Raw genomic sequence first — 18,094 nt, forward strand, 5'->3', positions numbered from 1 at the left:
TGGTTCCGCATGGAAGGGCCATCGCTCAACGGATAAAAGCTACCCCGGGGATAACAGGCTGATCTCCCCCAAGAGTCCACATCGACGGGGAGGTTTGGCACCTCGATGTCGGCTCATCGCATCCTGGGGCTGTAGTCGGTCCCAAGGGTTGGGCTGTTCGCCCATTAAAGCGGTACGCGAGCTGGGTTCAGAACGTCGTGAGACAGTTCGGTCCCTATCCGTCGCGGGCGGAGGAAATTTGAGAGGAGCTGTCCTTAGTACGAGAGGACCGGGATGGACGCACCGCTGGTGTACCAGTTGTCCCGCCAGGGGCACCGCTGGGTAGCTATGTGCGGACGGGATAAGCGCTGAAAGCATCTAAGCGTGAAGCCCCCCTCAAGATGAGATTTCCCACCGCGCAAAGCGGGTAAGATCCCTCGAAGATGACGAGGTCGATAGGTCCGAGGTGGAAGCGTGGCGACACGTGGAGCTGACGGATACTAATCGATCGAGGGCTTAACCTAGTGAGAAAAGTGGAAGCGCCGCGTTTAGCTCTCGAAGCCAAATGTTCTTCACCCGCAGGGGTGCTTGCACCCCGAGGGGGAAGGTTATTTGGCAGAAGAGAGCTAGGCGCTGGAACTGGACAGCAAGAAAAGTGGAGGCCGCCCGCTTATCGGCGAGGTGCGCTGGAGGGCCTGCGAGGAGGCTGTCGCCGCCGCAGCAGGACCGAAGCGTCGCGAGCCGATGGCGGCCGGAACTAGACAGTGAAAAGCGCAGGCGAGCGGGTCGCCGCGACGGGCAAATGTTCTTCGCCTGCAGGGATGTTCACATCCCGAAGGCGAAGGTTATTTGGCCCCGAGCGGCGGCGAGCCGGAGCTGGACAATGCGAAAAGCGCAGGCGAGCGGCTTCTTCCGACGGTTATCTAGTTTTGAAGGAATGAACATCCTGTTGACAAATCCAACAGGATGGATATAATAATTACTGTCCAAGATGATAACCATTGCCTAGTGGCTATGGCGGAGGGGAAACACCCGTTCCCATCCCGAACACGGAAGTTAAGCCCTCCAGCGCCGATGGTAGTTGGGGCCAGCGCCCCTGCAAGAGTAGGTCGCTGCTAGGCAATGTTTCATTATTCTGCAATAGTTCAGCGACGAGCTTCACATCTTCGAATTCGCTACGAGTTGCCTCGACGCATCTCGCTCCCTTGAATTAGCTGGCAGAGGAAGAGGCAACGAGCACATTGGGAAGATGTGCATGACATATAGTTATTCATCATTCCGCAATAGCTCAGCGGTAGAGCAACCGGCTGTTAACCGGTAGGTCGTAGGTTCGAATCCTACTTGCGGAGCCATTTTTACGCTTCCATAGCTCAGTAGGTAGAGCACTTCCATGGTAAGGAAGAGGTCACCGGTTCGAGCCCGGTTGGAAGCTCCATTTATTTTCCGGCCCGTTGGTCAAGTGGTTAAGACACCGCCCTTTCACGGCGGTAACACGGGTTCGAATCCCGTACGGGTCACTCCATTTCGGCCAGTCGTCCTTTCAAGGATGATTGGCCGAAATGAAAAGTGTATACTTCCCTGATTGCTGAGATATAATAGCAATTGAATACAGCGTTTCTTTCTCATCGCGTTGGGCTATAGCCAAGCGGTAAGGCAACGGACTTTGACTCCGTGATGCGCTGGTTCGAATCCAGCTAGCCCAGCCATTATTTTTTTGTACATAAAAATGGTCATGAGCCATTAGCTCAGTAACGAGCGCTACATCTTCGAGTTTGCTTCGAGTTGCCTCGACGCACTTGGCATCTTTGAATCGGCTGGGAGAGGAAGAGGCAGGTAGAGCTAGGTAGTACCTAGAGTGTATACCCAACCATGAGCCATTAGCTCAGTAGGTAGAGCAACGAGCAAAGCATCTTCGGATTTGCTTCGAGTTGTCCCGACGCATCTTGCTTCCTTGAATATGCTTGTAGAGGAAGGGACATCGTTCACTGTGAGTGTATACTCAACCATGAGCCATTAGCTCAGTAGGTAGAGCATCTGACTTTTAATCAGAGGGTCGGAGGTTCGAGTCCTCCATGGCTCACCATAGCGCGGAAGTAGTTCAGTGGTAGAACACCACCTTGCCAAGGTGGGGGTCGCGGGTTCGAGTCCCGTCTTCCGCTTGGGGCGGGGCCTTAGCTCAGCTGGGAGAGCGCCTGCTTTGCACGCAGGAGGTCATCGGTTCGATCCCGATAGGCTCCATCAAGAGCAGACTGCTTGACAACCAAAAGCAGCCTGCTCTTTTTTGTTATATCGGTATAAATATTCAAAATTTTGTCAAGTTGAGTCATCCCCTTTCTTTCCTCTACAATAAAGACGTAACAGGAACCGGAAAGGAGTGGGAGACAGCATGAAGCCAATTTCAATTATCGGGGTTCCGATGGATTTAGGGCAGACACGCCGCGGCGTTGATATGGGGCCGAGCGCAATGCGTTATGCAGGCGTCATCGAACGTCTGGAACGTCTTCATTACGATATTGAAGATTTGGGAGATATTCCGATTGGAAAAGCAGAGCGGTTGCACGAGCAAGGAGATTCACGGTTGCGCAATTTGAAAGCGGTTGCGGAGGCGAATGAGAAACTCGCGGCGGCGGTTGACCAAGTCGTTCAGCGGGGGCGCTTCCCACTTGTGCTGGGCGGCGACCATAGCATCGCCATTGGCACGCTCGCCGGGGTGGCGAAACATTATGAGCGGCTTGGAGTGATCTGGTATGACGCGCATGGCGACGTCAACACCGCGGAAACGTCGCCGTCTGGAAACATTCATGGCATGCCGCTGGCGGCGAGCCTCGGGTTTGGCCATCCGGCGCTGACGCAAATCGGCGGATACAGCCCCAAAATCAAGCCGGAACATGTCGTGTTGATCGGCGTCCGTTCCCTTGATGAAGGGGAGAAGAAGTTTATTCGCGAAAAAGGAATCAAAATTTACACGATGCATGAGGTTGATCGGCTCGGAATGACAAGGGTGATGGAAGAAACGATCGCCTATTTAAAAGAACGAACGGATGGCGTTCATTTGTCGCTTGACTTGGATGGCCTTGACCCAAGCGACGCACCGGGAGTCGGAACGCCTGTCATTGGAGGATTGACATACCGCGAAAGCCATTTGGCGATGGAGATGCTGGCCGAGGCACAAATCATCACTTCAGCGGAATTTGTCGAAGTGAACCCGATCTTGGATGAGCGGAACAAAACAGCATCAGTGGCTGTAGCGCTGATGGGGTCGTTGTTTGGTGAAAAACTCATGTAATGCATGTGGGCAAAGAGGGTTGGTTGCGGGATTCACGGATATGATGATGATTTGTTCCCGCTGTTTGTGAAAGAGGGGCTGCCATTTGTTTGGAGTCCCCTCTTTTTCCGTTGTATGATACAATAAATATGTTGCATGAAACTTTTCTTGATCGAGCGCCGTAATATACAGTAAGCCGTGAGGCGGGGGTATTGTATTTTATGGATCTATTTATTAAAAAGAGAATTAAGGCGATCCAAAAAGGGGATCAAAACGCATACGCGGATCTTGTCGATTTGTATAAGGACAAGATTTACCGCCTTTGCTATCGAATGCTTGGCAATCGGCATGAGGCGGAAGATGCGGCGCAGGAGGCGTTCATCCGCGCCTACATCCATATTGATACGTACAATCCAGAAATGAAGTTTTCCACTTGGCTGTACCGGATCGCGACGAACTTGACGATCGATAAATTGCGGAAACGGAAGCCGGACGTGTATTTAGATGAAGAGGTCGGAGGCACGGACGGGTTGACGATGCAGGCTCAGCTTCCTTCCCGCGAAACATCCCCGGAGGAGGCAGTGGAAAGCCTGGAGCTGCAAGAGACGGTGCAGCGAGCGATTGAGCAGTTGCCAGAAAAGTATCGAAGCGTGATCGTGTTGAAATATATGGAAGATTTGTCGTTGCAAGAAATCAGCGAGATTTTAGGGTTGCCGGTCGGCACGGTGAAAACGCGGCTGCATCGCGGCCGCGAAGCGTTGCGCAGGCAATTGGGTCATTTATAAGAGGGTGGGAGACTATGGAATGTCCGAAAGAAATCGTGTTGCTCATGCACAGCTATTTTGATGGAGATCTCCAGCCAGAAGGAGAGCAGCAGCTGAAAGAACATTTGCGTTCGTGCGCTGCGTGCGCTGCCCATTTTCACGAGCTGAAAAAGACGGTTGCTTTCCTCCAATATGCCGCCCACGTTGCGGCGCCGCCGTCGTTTGCAGCCAAGGTTATGGAGGCGATGCCGAAAGAGAGAAAGACCGCGCGGCTGCGCCGTTTTCTGCATCGTCATCCGCTGCTTACGGCTGCCTCGTTGTTTTTCGCGCTTACTTTCGGCAGCTTAGCCTCTTCATGGGGGGAAAGAGGCGCGTTTTCCGTCTCAGCTGATGAACATGTCATCATCCGCGATCATACTGTCATCGTGCCGAAAGGAGAAACGGTCAAAGGAGATATTGTCGTCCGCAATGGCTCGATTCGGATTGAAGGAACGGTTGATGGGGACGTGACTGTGATCCATGGAAAGAAATATATGGCGTCCGCCGGGCAAGTGACAGGGGAAGTGGAGGAAATTAATCAAGTGTTTGAATGGATTTGGTATAATATTAAAGAAAGGTTCAATCGTGCGCTCCAATCGATTGAATGATGGCAGCCATCGTTCGATGGCTTTTTCCGTGGCCATCAACAGATTGGAATTAGAGATAAAGGAAGTGTGAAGATGTCCTTCGGAGAGCTCCCCATCGTGTCATATTTGTTAAAAGTGGTTGATATCCTTGTCGTTTGGTATGTGATTTACAAGTTGATCATGATGATTCGCGGGACGAAGGCCATTCAGTTGTTAAAAGGCATTTTTTTAATTATTTTGGTTCGTTTCGTGAGCAATTACCTCGGATTGACGACGTTGCAATGGCTGATGGATCAGGCGATCATTTGGGGATTTCTCGCGATCATCATCATTTTTCAACCAGAATTGCGGCGCGCCCTTGAGCAGCTCGGCCGCGGACGGCTGTTCACCCGCAATACGGTCAATGAAGAGGAAGAGCGGATGCGAATGGTGGAAGCCATTGTCAAAGCGACCGAGTATATGGCGAAGCGACGCATCGGCGCGCTGATTTCCATTGAGCGGGAAACCGGAATGAACGATTATGTCGAAACCGGCATTATGTTAAACGCTCATGTATCGCCGGAACTGCTCATTAATATTTTCATTCCGAACACGCCGCTTCATGATGGGGCGGTCATTATTCAAAAAAACCAAATCGCTGCGGCGGCCTGTTATTTGCCATTATCGGAAAGTCCGTTTATTTCGAAAGAGCTCGGAACACGCCATCGGGCGGCGCTCGGCATCAGCGAAGTGACGGACAGCGTCACCGTCGTCGTGTCGGAAGAGACGGGAGCAGTATCGTTGACGAAAAACGGCGAGCTGTACCGCGATTTAACGATCGATGAGTTTCGGGAGCTGTTGACCGGCGAACTTGCTCCAGCGACGAAGGCGCCTGCTTCTTCCCGTTGGCAGTGGAGGGGGAAGAAACATGGATAAGTTGATGGACCATCCTTGGTTTATTCGCGTTGTCTCCTTATTGCTGGCGATTATGCTGTATATGTCGGCCAATGTCGGGGCGAAAACTGGTGAGACGCGCAACACGTTTGGCCAGGAAGATACGGAAACGTTGGTCGATATTCCGGTGGTCGCTTACTATGATGAAAACAACTTGGTCGTATCGGGTGTCCCGAAATACGTGAACGTTACGCTCCAAGGACCCGCCAGCATTGTCAAGCCGACGGCTCTACAACGAAATTTCGAGGTGTATGTCGATTTAACGGAATTGCCATTAGGGACATACACGGTGCCGATCAAATACAGGGACATCTCCGACAAGTTGAAAGTGACGATTCAGCCTTCCTCGGCCAAAGTGACGATTCGTGAAAAAGTGTCGAAACAGTTTCCGGTCGGTGTTGAATTTTTCAATCGAAACAAAATGCCGGATGGCTATTCCGTTGGAGAACCGACGGTGAAACCAGATGCCGTGACGATTACCGGGGCGAAGGAACGAATCGACGAGATTGCCTTTGTCAAAGCCATCGTCGACTTAGATGGGGCGACGGAAACGCTGACGAGAGAAGCGCGCGTTCGAGTGTACGATCGACGGGGAAATGAGTTGGATATTGAGCCAGAGCCATCGTCGGTGGAAGTAACCGTGCCGGTGAAAAGCCCGAGCAAGACGGTGCCGGTTCAAGTGCAGACAACCGGAGAGCTGCCGGATGGTGTGCATCTTGTCAGCGTCACGCCGGAGCCGGATCGGGTCACGATTTATGGACCGAAGGAAGTGTTGAACCATATTGACAAGCTGGAAGGATTGACCGTTGATTTGGACGACATTACTGATGATGCGACGGTAGAGCTCGACGTTCCGCTTCCCGATGGCGCAAAAAGCGTCAACCCAGACAAAATCAAGGTCCATATTGATGTGGAAAAAGACGTCACGCAAACGTGGAAAGACGTGCCGATCGCTGTCGTCGGCTTGCCGGATTCATACAAAGCCGAATTTGTCAAACCGCTTGAAGGCAAAATTACGGTCCGCCTTGTCGGTCCGCCCGATGTCGTCCGCGGGTTGACAAAAGACGATATTCGTTTGTATGTCGATGTCGGTGGACTTGACACCGGCGAACATCAAGTTCCCATTCAATGGAACCACCCTGAACAAGTCCAATGGCAGCCGTCGGTGGAAACGGCGATGGTCCAGATTAGCGAAAAAGCGGCTGCACAATAAACTGCATAGTAAGGAGAGAGTGAACGAATGGGCAAATATTTTGGCACTGATGGTGTACGAGGAGTCGCAAATCGTGAATTGACGCCAGAGTTGGCGTTTCAAATCGGCCGCTGCGGCGGATACGTGCTGACCAAAAGCGCTGAGCGCCCGAAAGTACTGATCGGGCGCGACACCCGCATTTCCGGCCATATGCTGGAAGGCGCCCTGGTCGCCGGGCTTTTGTCGATCGGGGTCGAGGTGATGCGCCTTGGCGTCATTTCCACGCCAGGTGTCGCCTATTTGACGAAGGCGCTTGGAGCGCAGGCCGGCATCATGATTTCTGCCTCCCACAACCCGGTGCAAGATAACGGCATTAAATTTTTCGGCCCGGACGGGTTCAAGCTGTCGGATGAGCAGGAAGCCGAGATAGAAGCGCTCATCGACAGCGCGGAGGATATGCTGCCGCGGCCGATCGGGGCTGGACTTGGGCAAGTCAACGACTATTTTGAAGGCGGGCAAAAATACTTGCAGTATTTAAAACAAACGATCGATGAAGAAGATTTTTCCGGGATGAAAATCGCCCTCGACTGCGCGCACGGGGCGACGTCATCGCTGGCGACGTACTTATTTGCCGATTTGGATGCGGATGTCGTGACGATGGGGGCGTCGCCCAATGGGCTCAACATTAACGAAGGGGTCGGGTCCACCCATCCGGAAGCGCTCGCCGCATTTGTCAAAGAAAAAGGAGCGGATGTCGGGCTCGCCTTTGACGGCGACGGCGACCGTCTCATTGCCGTCGATGAGAACGGCAACATCGTCGATGGCGACCAAATTATGTACATTTGCGCCAAATATTTAAAAGAAACCGGCCGCCTCAAGCACCAAACCGTCGTCTCAACCGTCATGAGCAACCTCGGGTTTTACAAAGCGCTGGAGGCTCAAGGGATGAAAAGCGTGCAAACAGCAGTCGGCGACCGCTATGTCGTCGAGGAAATGAAGAAGAACGGCTATAATCTTGGCGGCGAGCAGTCCGGACACATCATCTTCCTTGACTACAACACGACGGGGGACGGCATGTTGACGGCGCTCCAGCTTGTCAACATCATGAAAATCAAAGGCAAGCCGCTTTCCGAATTGGCGGGGGAAATGAAAAAATACCCGCAGCTCTTAGTGAACGTCCGGGTGAAAGAGAAAGAAAAAGTGATGGAAAATGAGCAAGTGAAAAACGTGATCGCCGAAGTGGAAGCAGAGATGAACGGCAACGGCCGCGTTCTTGTCCGCCCATCGGGGACTGAGCCGCTTGTGCGCATTATGGCGGAGGCCCCGACCGAAGAAGCGTGCCGCGCCTACGTGGAGCGGATCGCCGATGTCGTCCGCCGTGAAATGGGGACGGAATAATCGACCGTCTGGACAACCACCCTATGCATAAACGGAACGTTCCCTTTCGTTTATGCATAGGGTATTTATATAAATAGTTGACGCCGCTGGGAATGTCCTGTAATATTAACGTTGTTGCCTTTTTTTGAAAGGAGGCGATGGCAGGGCGGAACAAGGAGATCAGGAACAGCAGTTGTTCCAGCGGATGGAACGTTTCAAAAAGAAAAACCGGTTGGTTGTTGCAATCGTTTTGACGACAAAAGCGCCTGGACTAAGCGTTGGACGGAAGAACGCTTAGTTGACGAGGAGGAGGTTTATCGAGGTTTTCGGCGGATGCCTCCCGGCTGGGGCGATGACAGCCGCAAGTCCTCTCTTAAAACAAAGGGGCGACCCTTTGCACAAAGGGGAGGATGTCATCGCGCAAATCGAAAGGGGAGTCTGCCGCATTGACGGTGAGGCCCCGTTGTTCTTTGACAACTGAACATGGAAGGATCTCATTAGCGGCAGCCTCCAAGATGAAAAGGAGGAACATTTGCCATGTGCGGCATTGTTGGCTATATCGGTTATCAAGATGTGAAGGAAATTTTATTGCGCGGATTGGAAAAACTCGAGTATCGCGGCTACGATTCGGCGGGGATCGCTGTGTTGAACGAAAGCGGCGTGCATGTGTTTAAGGAAAAAGGACGGATTGCTGATTTGCGCCGCATCGTCGACCCGAACGTCAACGCGACGGTCGGCATTGGCCATACACGCTGGGCGACACACGGGGCGCCAAGCCGAGTGAACGCCCACCCGCATCAAAGCGCTTCAGGCCGTTTTACGCTCGTGCATAACGGCGTCATTGAGAACTATGAAATGGTCAAGCGCGACTACTTGGCCGATGTCACATTCCAAAGCGACACGGACACGGAAGTGATCGTTCAGCTCGTGGAGAAGTTCGTCAACGACGGACTGGCAACGGAAGAGGCGTTCCGAAAAACGCTCTCGCTGCTAAAAGGATCGTACGCCATCGCCATGATCGATGCGCAAGACGAAAACACCATCTATGCGGCGAAAAACAAAAGCCCGCTTCTCGTCGGCTTGGGCGATGGGTTTAACGTCGTGGCGAGCGACGCGATGGCGATGCTTCAAGTGACGAATCAATTCGTCGAACTGATGGATGGGGAGCTCGTTATCGTCACGAGCGAGAACGTCACGATTCAAACGCTCAACGGCGAGACAGTCGAACGGAAGCCGTTTACGGCCGAGCTCGATGCAAGCGACATTGAAAAAGGAACGTATCCGCATTACATGTTGAAAGAAATTGACGAGCAGCCGTTCGTCATCCGCCGCATCATTCAAAAATACCAAGACGAAAACGGCGGATTGACGATTGACCAAGCGATCATCAACGAAGTGCTGAACGCCGACCGCCTGTACATTGTCGCGTGCGGAACGAGCTACCACGCAGGCCTTGTCGGCAAGCAGTTGATCGAGTCGTGGGCGAAAATACCAGTCGAAGTGCATATCGCCAGCGAATTTTCGTACAACATGCCGCTGTTGTCGGAAAAGCCGCTCTTCATCTTTATCTCGCAAAGCGGCGAAACGGCCGACAGCCGCGCTGTGCTCGTGCAAACGAACAAACTCGGCCATAAAGCGATTACGATCACGAACGTCCCAGGTTCGACGCTGTCGCGCGAAGCCGATTATACGCTCCTGTTGCACGCCGGTCCGGAAATCGCCGTTGCCTCGACAAAAGCCTATACGGCGCAAATTGCCGTGTTGGCAATTTTGGCGGCGGCCGCGGCAAAAGCGAAAGGCTTTGAGCTGGGCTTTGACTTGACGAAAGAGCTTGCCATCGTCGCCAATGTGATGGAAATGCTGTGCGATGCGAAAGAGGAAATGGAGAACATCGCGAGCGACTACTTGACCCTGACGCGCAACTGCTTTTTCATCGGCCGCGCCGTTGACTACTATGTCTGCCTAGAAGGCGCGCTGAAGCTGAAGGAGATCTCGTACATTCAAGCGGAAGGGTTCGCCGGCGGCGAGCTGAAACACGGCACGATCGCCTTGATTGAGGACGGCACGCCAGTGATTGCGCTTGCCACTCAGGAGCACGTGAATTTGAGCATTCGCGGCAACGTAAAAGAAGTCGTCGCCCGCGGCGCGAACCCGTGCGTCATCTCGATGCGCGGCCTGGAAGGCGACGGCGACCGCTTTATCATCCCATCCGTCCATCCGGATCTTACGCCGCTTGTCTCCGTCGTGCCGTTGCAGCTGATCGCCTACTATGCCGCCTTGCACCGCGGCTGCGACGTCGACAAACCGCGCAACTTGGCGAAGAGCGTGACGGTGGAGTAAGCGGTTCATTGGTCGGAAAGGCTGTTGTTGAATGACAAAAAAGTCGGGTACTTGACAAAAAAGTCGGGAACCGGACAAAAAAGTTAGGTACCGAACAAAAAAGTCGGGAACTGAAAGCCTGTTGGTGAATCCAGCAGGCTTTTGTTCTTTCTATTATCTGCGGAAAATAAAGTCGCATACTGAAAAATAAAGTTGGTAACTAGAAAATAATAATGGTAACTGGGAAAAGGTGTTGGCATAGGTTTATGCCAGCACTTTTTTATTTTCGATCAGATAGAATCACTAAAAAAAGCAGGATATTTTAAAAATATTTGTAATATTATGGTACAATTATTGTGAGATATCGATCTTCTTCAAATCACACTGGAGAACATAATTTTTTTAAAATGTGGTGACATGAATGGGGCATAGGCGACTAACGGGTGAGTTGTTTCAATAAGAAAACAGTATATGATTATTAAAAACGTTCAGATTTTAAATAAATTAGAAAGGAGAATCTACATCATGTCAGTTGATTGGAAAAGTGTAGAACATAGAATTTATACGATGTGTATGATTCAAAACGAAGATAAAGTTTTATTAATTAAACGACCTAACCATTTCGGTTTTCCGGGATATTTAGCACCAGGGGGAAAAGTGGAATTTCCAGAAAGTATCGTAGAAGGGGCTATTAGAGAAGTCAAGGAAGAGACAGGTTTAACCGTTTCAAATTTAATCTATAAAGGTTTGGATGAATATGTTAATCCAAAAGAAAATGTACGATACATGGTTTTTAACTATTGGACCAATACATTCGAAGGAGAACTCCTTGAAAATCCACCAGAAGGTGAATTGCTTTGGGTGCCGATTGATGAAGCATTAAACTTACCTATGCAAGATTGGTTCAAAGAAAGGTTCAATATGTTCTTTGAACCAGGAACATTCGAAATTCAACGCGTTTGGGATGCGGATTTGAACAAACAAGTGTCTGTTAAAATTACCCGAATGTAAGGAGAATATTACTTGTTAAGGGAATTTTTTATCGTCTGATGAAAATAAAGTTGTTCACTGAAAAATAAAGTTATATACTCAATAAATCAATAAAAGTGTTGACGAATTTTTATGCTAACAATTTTTTCTTTATTTCCGATCAAACAAATATTTGAATAATAAAAGGCATTTTAATAGTGTTTATAATATTGTGGTAAATTGGTTAAAATCGGTCTTATTTGATTTCTATGGAAGAATAAAATTTCTTTCATCATCTGTGATGCTGCGAAGCGATGCATGGGCGTCTAACGGGCAGTATAGTTAAAGAAGGAATCAAATGCTAAATATCTAATATATAGGTTCATCACCAAAAGTTGTACTTGCACCTGTCATGAAAGTATGTTAGCTGTTTCTAGCCGAACCCGCAATGCAAAACGCTGGATATTTCTGTATCCGTATCCCCGACGTTTCATCAGCTTGATCTTGTTATTTGTTCCCTCCATTTTCCCATTTGAATAAGGGGATAAAATGCACGATATGATTTCGTCTGTTCGTTTGACGAGTGATTTTGCGATGGCGCGAACAGCAGAACAAGGACAAAACAAATACCGATGAACCCAGGCGTTCAAACGACGTTTCGCTTGTCGCTCGCTTTGGCTTTTGGATACATAACGAAAATGTTGAAGGGATTGATAGACAGCCTGCAAGGAATCGCTCTCTTTCTGCCACTCCCGCACCGTTTGGCGTTCCTCCTCGGTGAGCTTCTCGGGGCGCTGGGTCAATAAGCGGCAAACATACCGGACATGCCCATGTTTCTTGTTCCCTTTTCCGAAGGATTTGCGGCATCGATCCAACGCTTCCGTAAACAATTGAATCACATGAAAATAATCGACCACATGCTTCGCTTCCGGACACGCCCCTTGAATCGCTTTTTTCATCGCTGGAGCCAAATCGCTCACGACATACTGAACAGAATCAGACACAGGAGCCAATACACGTCCAATGGCTTCCTCGTTCTTTCCTGCTTCAAGGGCATACACTTCTCCCGTTTCGGCATCCATGATCGCCACTCCGTAATCATGCCCTTTTCGAAACGCAAACTCATCGACACAAACTGCCTTTGGTTGGATGTCATTCGATAGGAAGGAAGGGGCATGGGTATAAAACCAACGTTCCACGGTCGTGTAAGGAAGCTTGAGCATACGAGCCACCGCCTGAATGGATGTTCCGATGCAAGATTGCGCCACCCATTGCTGAAACGCATCCGTCGCTACACTTCGAGGGGAAATTCCGGGATAAGACGTGCTGAATGTCATGCCACATGTACCACAACGTCTACGCTCCACAGGGAGTTCCACCCAAAAGATGCCGATCCGTTGAGCATACCCATGCATCCATTGCTTCTTTTTGCCTGTCATTTTGATTGTACGCTTCAAGCAGACAGGACATAATGGGCATTGTTCGGGTAGAGAAAGTTCGAAAATCCAACGTTCTTCTTCTTTTCGCACCTTTTGAATCAGTGTGAGTAAAATATTTGTGGGTGACATTCCGAAATGATCCCCGACGAGGGTTGCGAACTTTTGTTCGCGACGCTCGTCGGGGCCACCAAGCGAAGCGCGGTAGAAAAAAGCAAATGTCATGCAAAAAGGACTCTCTCCCTGCTATGATGGTGATTGTCAACATCAACCGAAAACAGGAGGGAGAGAGTCCATGAAACATCTTACCACAGAATGGCCTTTATTAAAAGAGCTGGAGGAACAATTAGTCAGAACTCTTCAAAAGGTGTTCGCTGTCTTGTTGGCGGCCCTTTTGGAGGAGATTGATCAACAACTGGCGGAAGCGCGGGACAAGCGCCGGTATCAGCTGAAAGACAAACGGCCGACTACGATCCAAACGCTGTTTGGAGAAGTGACGTTTCGACGGAACTACTACTATGATCGGCAGGCGGGGGCGTATACCTTCTTGCTGGATGCCGAACTGGGCTTTGATGGAGCGCAGTCGATCAGCCCTTGCCTCGAGGAAACGGCGGTCGAGTTGGCCGTAGAGTGCTCTTCCTACCGCAAAGCGGCCCGTACGTTGGAGTCGATCGTGGGGTATGCGGTCATGAGCCACGAGGCGATTCGCCAACTGGTGCTGGAGGCCCCTGTCTCGCTGCACCACCCTGTTTCCAAACGGCACGGCCGAGTGCTGTTTGTGGAGGCGGATGGGCTGTTCATTTCCCGCCAGGGGAAAGGGAAACGGGCGAAAGAAGAGAAAATCCTGGCGATTCACGAGGGATGGAAACGAAACGGTTCGCAGCTCGAGCTCGTGAACCGGCGCCACTACCTCCATGAAGGGGCGGGAGACGTGTGGGAACGGTTTGAAGAGTGGCTGATGAACGAATATGCCTATGATCCGTGCCGGGACCTTTTGATCATCAACGGCGACGCGGCGTCGTGGATCACGGCCTGCCGGGAGTATTTTGGGAAGCGGGCGTGCTTTCAGCTGGATCGATTTCATGTGGCGCGGGAGCTGCGTCAGTGTCTGTCCGGCCATCCGCGTTGGCGGGAGGTGCGGAAGAAGCTGGCGAAACAAGACGAAGAGGGGCTTCTGGTGGAGCTGAACAGCGCGGTCGGCACGTTGGAGGACGAAGCGAAAGAGAAGCAGATGGCTGCCATGATCCGCCGGATCGAGTCGATGCCGGGATGCATCCGGGACTATCGGGAGTGGCTGTCGGAGCAAGGGGTGGAGACGACCGGCATGCGTCCGATGGGCCACGCCGAGAGCGTGATGAGCCGGTTTGCGCATCGGGTGAAATCCCGCCGCAGCTGGAAAGACCAAGGGCTTCGGGCGTTTCTGAGGGCGATGGCGGCCCGAATCGACGGGATTTGGCGGAGAAATGGGCAGTTGGTGGAGGAAGAAGAGACCCGAACGGCAGCCTCGGCCTCGACGAAGTCCAAGCGGGTTGAACAGGCCAAACGGAAGGCAGGACGGTTGTGGGCAGATGTGGTGCGTCAGAATCTACCGTGTCTGCAGCGGTCATCCGGGACGCCGATCCATCAAGCGTTGTCGGCGCTTCGGGATTTTGGTTGGGTGTAAAAAAATGGAATACAATATCATCACCTCAAGATGAGGGATGAGAGTCCGAAAGCGCTTACGATATCAATTCCTGAAAATGGTTCGCTAACTAGTGATTGACAACGCCCGTAGTGAACCGAAAAAATGTTCTCCACAAAGTCTTGACTGACTCTTTGAATCAAAACATCTGGTAAATCGATGAGTTCTTTGATAAACTGAGCGTACATGCGAATTTTCCTCCAATGGTTTGGTTTGGTCACCTTTACCATACAGGAAAATTCGCATTTTTTGTATCCTCTATTTTCCCTATGCATACCTATCTTAAAATCTCAAGTACAACTTGTGGTGAAGAGCCTAAAAATTTCAAGGAACAGTTTAACATTTACCAAATAAACTGTTCCTAATTTTAAGTTTATTTATTATCAAAAGGTCGGAGCAGGAAATTCATCAATTTTGATACGAAGTAAACTATAAGGTTTCTGTCGTAAGTCTTTTCCATAATGAAATCTAGGCTGTCGATGTAATTGGTTCACAATGACATACAAATATTGATCCGGACCAATTGACAAAGTATCCGGCCACAACATTCTCGGGTCATGTATGATCGTTTCCATTGTGCCATTTGGCAATATCTTGCGGATACAGTTGTGTTCATAATCTCCAGCATAAACATTTCCCTTTGCATCAGTGATCATTCCATCAGATGCACCTTTTTCTCCCCAATACTCCACATAATAAGGTAATTCCATGTCCGGTATGCTTCTGTCTCTCAGGGCTTCTGTTGTGATCGAGAACAGATGACGACTGGTTAGTGGACAAAAAAATAATACCCTTCCATCAGGCGAAATCGCAATACCGTCAGAAGCCAGTCTAAATGGAGAAGTACTGCCATCTTTATTTCGATTCATTAATACTTTTCCTTCTACTTTCGGTATAAAATAGGGATCGGGTGAAGTTGAATTTGCCCCATTTAACCGTCTGAAGGCGTTTCCATCTGCTAAATCTACGACGATTATAGCTCCTGGTCCTGTTGAAGAAGAATCCGTTATATAAGCATACCCTGCTTTTCCAACACGAAAATCAAAACGGACATCATTCAAATAAGTTGTAGGCAAGACAACATCTTCTGTAAAGGTATATACTTTTCTTATTGTATTCGTTTCTAGATCAACAGCGACTAATTTTGCCCCCCCTTTAATAGGTTCAGAAAAATTGGGTGCAGCTGTATCTAATACCCAAAGTGTTCCCCTTCCATCAGCAACTACACTTTGGACACTGATAAAAGTCCTTGTGATATTCTCGGGGTTAACCAAATTGGTTTGTAAATTAGGATAAGGCAGCAATTTATCCTCAACAATTTCCGCCACCGTAAATTTAACATCGTCTCCCCATCTCGGGAAGCAAACGAAAATACGACCGGTTTCTGAAACAGTAACACCTGTAGGCATAGCCCCATAAAATGGATAAACCAGTTCAAAATTACCAAAATATTTTTCACTAGGTAACATAGGTATCATCATATCCTCCCTCTATAAATGTTGATATATCAACGGTTGTAGCCGTTTCAGGGGTGTCAAAAAAATATTTTTCGACAAAGTTTCTAACATTATTTCTTAAATATGTGTATATCTTACATTGACTGGGTACGCTTCGCGGCCACTACTGGTTAAATTTGGTTGTAGTGGGGGAAGCGTATGGGATGCACCATGGATCTCTGCATCGCTGATGATGACGAACCCTCCCATGTCTCTTGGCATCCTTGTGCCTACATTCCTTCGTTCGGTCTAGTCATCAGGCAGAGGCCGGCTAAGCTCCTTTAGGGACTCAAGGTCGAATGGATGATATCGCGCCAGCTTCTCCGTGTCATCCTTGTTGTCTAGAGAATCGAGACTATAGGCATCAAGCAGCCGTTTCGAGGCCAAAGATGTCCCACATCATTCGCTTCACGTCAAACGCCTGTCGTTTCGTACACACCGCATGCAGTACCTTCAGTAATTTTCCGCATAACACTACAATGGATTGCTTCTTCCGCAACGGATTATCAGGACGTGTCGTGTAATATTCGTGCAGCTGCCGAAACGCTTCGTTGTGACGGATCATCGGCATCATCACCCGGAACAGAAGGGCGCGCAACCGCCTTCTTCCACGCTTGGAGATCCGTTTTTGCCCTTTGTGTTGGCCGGAGGAATGTTCCCGCAGCGTCAGGCCCGCTAATTTGATAAGCTGCCGCGGATCCTGATAATGGGAGAAACTCCCGATCTCTGATAACAGTTCTACGATGGTCGCATCGCCTAAGCCCGGAACGGTCTTCAGCCATTCGTATTCGACCGATGTCTGTACGAGTTCAATCAGCTGCTCTGTCAGTGCCTCGATTTCTTCTTCCAGTTGGCGGTACCGGCGGACAAGCGTGGCAATTTCGATACGGGCCATCTGTTGTCCTTCCGTTACGCCAATGGAGTGTTGGGCCAATTCCATCAACTTCTTCGCTTTCGGCTTTTGTGGCGATTGTAATCCCTCACTTTGCCGGTAAAGGGCCAGCACCTCTTCTAGTTCTTTTCCTGCCAGATCACTCGGAAATGGCGTATATTCCAGCACCGCGAGCGCCATTTTCCCAAATGACGGGAAGACTTGGGAAAACTCCGGAAAATATCGATCAAGCCAGCGAATCATTTGATTTCGAATCGCTCCCTGTTCTTCCACCAATTTGGAGCGAAATGTCGCTCCCACGCGCAGATCCGCCTCCATCCCTTTCAGAATACGCGGATAGCTGAATCGGCCGTCTTTCACTAACCGGGCAATGACGAGCGCGTCTTTCGCATCATGCTTGGTTGGAAGGTTATCGTCCAGCTCTTTGGATCGCTTCACGTGCATCGGGTTTGTCATGACGAGAGGAATGCCTTTCTCATCAAGAAAATAGGCGAGATTCAGCCAATAATGTCCCGTTGGCTCGATGCCAACGATCACCTCGGTTTTTCCAAATTCCTTCATGGCTTCCACGATGCACTGGTACAACCATTCCAATCCTTCTCTCGATTGCAGAACGGGAAACGGCTTTTTTAACACCCTCCCTCGCTCATCCACAAAGCAGGCATAATGTTTTTTCTTTGCAATATCCATCCCAACAACCAGCGTTTAAAATGTGTTACACAAAATTTTATACATCATCGATCTTCATAAGTTTACTACTGATCTTCATAAAACGTTAATCATTTGTGGACAAAATTTTTGGCAACTATCCATCACATTCTTTAATGTATGATGCGATTCAATGAATGATGAGAGACAAAAGCACAAAAAATTTAGGAAAAATTTAACATAGACAAGTAGAAAGAAAAACCGTTTTCGTTATATATGAAGCTTCCCGCAAGCCGTCCGAAGAGCACAGGTCCTTTATGCGCCTAACAAGCAAAAATTACAATGGGGTGAGGCAAAGGAAGAAGCGTCCTCGGGAAGGAGGTAAAAAATAAAACGCATTTTTAGCCTGTTCCATTTTTTTAAATGCAACGGCCTAAAAATGCGCCAGGACAAGACTAAAGAATATTGCTTTTATAGCGAAAGAACCTCTCTTATCGTTCTATATACATGCTCATTG

The 18,094-nt window shown here is 49.7% G+C and carries 12 protein-coding genes, 7 tRNA genes and 2 rRNA genes (1 of these 21 only partly in view); 18 read left to right on the forward strand and 3 right to left on the reverse strand.

Annotated elements, in window-relative coordinates:
• The 17 genes from GHH_RS00875 to GHH_RS00955 all read left to right on the forward strand — a co-directional run.
• Positions 1-503, forward strand: a 23S ribosomal RNA gene (locus GHH_RS00875); it begins 2,427 nt to the left of the window's first position.
• 480 nt (positions 504-983) lie between these two features.
• A 5S ribosomal RNA gene (gene rrf / locus GHH_RS00880) occupies positions 984-1,100 on the forward strand.
• A 156-nt stretch (positions 1,101-1,256) separates the two neighbouring features.
• Positions 1,257-1,331 (forward strand) — tRNA-Asn (locus GHH_RS00885).
• Positions 1,332-1,338: 7 nt separating this feature from the next.
• Positions 1,339-1,414, forward strand: a tRNA-Thr gene (locus GHH_RS00890).
• A 10-nt stretch (positions 1,415-1,424) separates the two neighbouring features.
• A tRNA-Glu gene (locus GHH_RS00895) sits at positions 1,425-1,496 on the forward strand.
• Between the two features lie 114 nt (positions 1,497-1,610).
• A tRNA-Gln gene (locus GHH_RS00900) sits at positions 1,611-1,685 on the forward strand.
• A 301-nt stretch (positions 1,686-1,986) separates the two neighbouring features.
• A tRNA-Lys gene (locus GHH_RS00905) sits at positions 1,987-2,062 on the forward strand.
• A 4-nt stretch (positions 2,063-2,066) separates the two neighbouring features.
• Positions 2,067-2,138 (forward strand) — tRNA-Gly (locus tag GHH_RS00910).
• Between the two features lie 6 nt (positions 2,139-2,144).
• Positions 2,145-2,217, forward strand: a tRNA-Ala gene (locus GHH_RS00915).
• Between the two features lie 148 nt (positions 2,218-2,365).
• Positions 2,366-3,265 carry an arginase gene (gene rocF, locus GHH_RS00920; protein ID WP_014194613.1) on the forward strand — a complete coding sequence of 300 codons (900 nt, stop codon included), beginning with the start codon at positions 2,366-2,368 and terminating at the stop codon, positions 3,263-3,265.
• A gap of 200 nt (positions 3,266-3,465) precedes the next feature.
• Positions 3,466-4,029, forward strand: coding sequence for an RNA polymerase sigma factor SigW (gene sigW, locus GHH_RS00925; RefSeq protein ID WP_020279758.1), 564 nt, complete (start codon positions 3,466-3,468; stop codon positions 4,027-4,029).
• Positions 4,030-4,043: 14 nt separating this feature from the next.
• Entirely contained in the window at positions 4,044-4,655 is a 612-nt protein-coding gene (gene rsiW / locus GHH_RS00930) for an anti-sigma-W factor RsiW (RefSeq protein WP_015373735.1), read from the forward strand.
• A 72-nt stretch (positions 4,656-4,727) separates the two neighbouring features.
• Complete coding sequence (gene cdaA, locus GHH_RS00935) at positions 4,728-5,549, forward strand: diadenylate cyclase CdaA (protein ID WP_014194616.1); 822 nt, start codon at positions 4,728-4,730, stop codon at positions 5,547-5,549.
• Positions 5,542-6,780, forward strand: a complete 1,239-nt coding sequence (locus GHH_RS00940) for a YbbR-like domain-containing protein (RefSeq protein ID WP_015373736.1) — start codon at positions 5,542-5,544, stop codon at positions 6,778-6,780. The genes cdaA and GHH_RS00940 overlap by 8 nt, the downstream gene beginning before the upstream one ends.
• 27 nt (positions 6,781-6,807) lie before the next feature.
• On the forward strand, positions 6,808-8,157 hold the full coding sequence (gene glmM / locus GHH_RS00945; RefSeq protein WP_015373737.1) for a phosphoglucosamine mutase: 1,350 nt from the start codon (positions 6,808-6,810) through the stop codon (positions 8,155-8,157).
• Positions 8,158-8,673: 516 nt separating this feature from the next.
• Positions 8,674-10,476, forward strand: coding sequence for a glutamine--fructose-6-phosphate transaminase (isomerizing) (gene glmS, locus GHH_RS00950; RefSeq protein ID WP_015373738.1), 1,803 nt, complete (start codon positions 8,674-8,676; stop codon positions 10,474-10,476).
• Between the two features lie 504 nt (positions 10,477-10,980).
• On the forward strand, positions 10,981-11,466 hold the full coding sequence (locus GHH_RS00955) for an 8-oxo-dGTP diphosphatase (RefSeq protein ID WP_015373739.1): 486 nt from the start codon (positions 10,981-10,983) through the stop codon (positions 11,464-11,466).
• A 368-nt stretch (positions 11,467-11,834) separates the two neighbouring features.
• On the opposite strand, the gene GHH_RS00960 is transcribed toward GHH_RS00955, so the two are convergent.
• Entirely contained in the window at positions 11,835-12,992 is a 1,158-nt protein-coding gene (locus tag GHH_RS00960) for an ISL3 family transposase (protein ID WP_041470620.1), read from the reverse strand.
• A 163-nt stretch (positions 12,993-13,155) separates the two neighbouring features.
• Between GHH_RS00960 and GHH_RS00965 the strand changes: the two genes are divergently transcribed.
• Complete coding sequence (locus tag GHH_RS00965) at positions 13,156-14,523, forward strand: ISLre2-like element ISGsp3 family transposase (RefSeq protein ID WP_015373741.1); 1,368 nt, start codon at positions 13,156-13,158, stop codon at positions 14,521-14,523.
• 401 nt (positions 14,524-14,924) lie between these two features.
• Here the strand turns inward: GHH_RS00965 and GHH_RS00975 are convergent, their stop codons facing one another.
• Complete coding sequence (locus GHH_RS00975; protein WP_015373743.1) at positions 14,925-16,019, reverse strand: L-dopachrome tautomerase-related protein; 1,095 nt, start codon at positions 16,017-16,019, stop codon at positions 14,925-14,927.
• A gap of 382 nt (positions 16,020-16,401) precedes the next feature.
• A complete protein-coding gene (locus tag GHH_RS00980; protein ID WP_015373744.1) occupies positions 16,402-17,619 on the reverse strand; it encodes an IS110 family transposase in 1,218 nt (405 codons plus the stop codon).
• Positions 17,620-18,094 lie beyond the last annotated feature (475 nt).

This window comes from Geobacillus sp. GHH01, assembly GCF_000336445.1.
GTDB lineage: Bacteria > Bacillota > Bacilli > Bacillales > Anoxybacillaceae > Geobacillus > Geobacillus zalihae.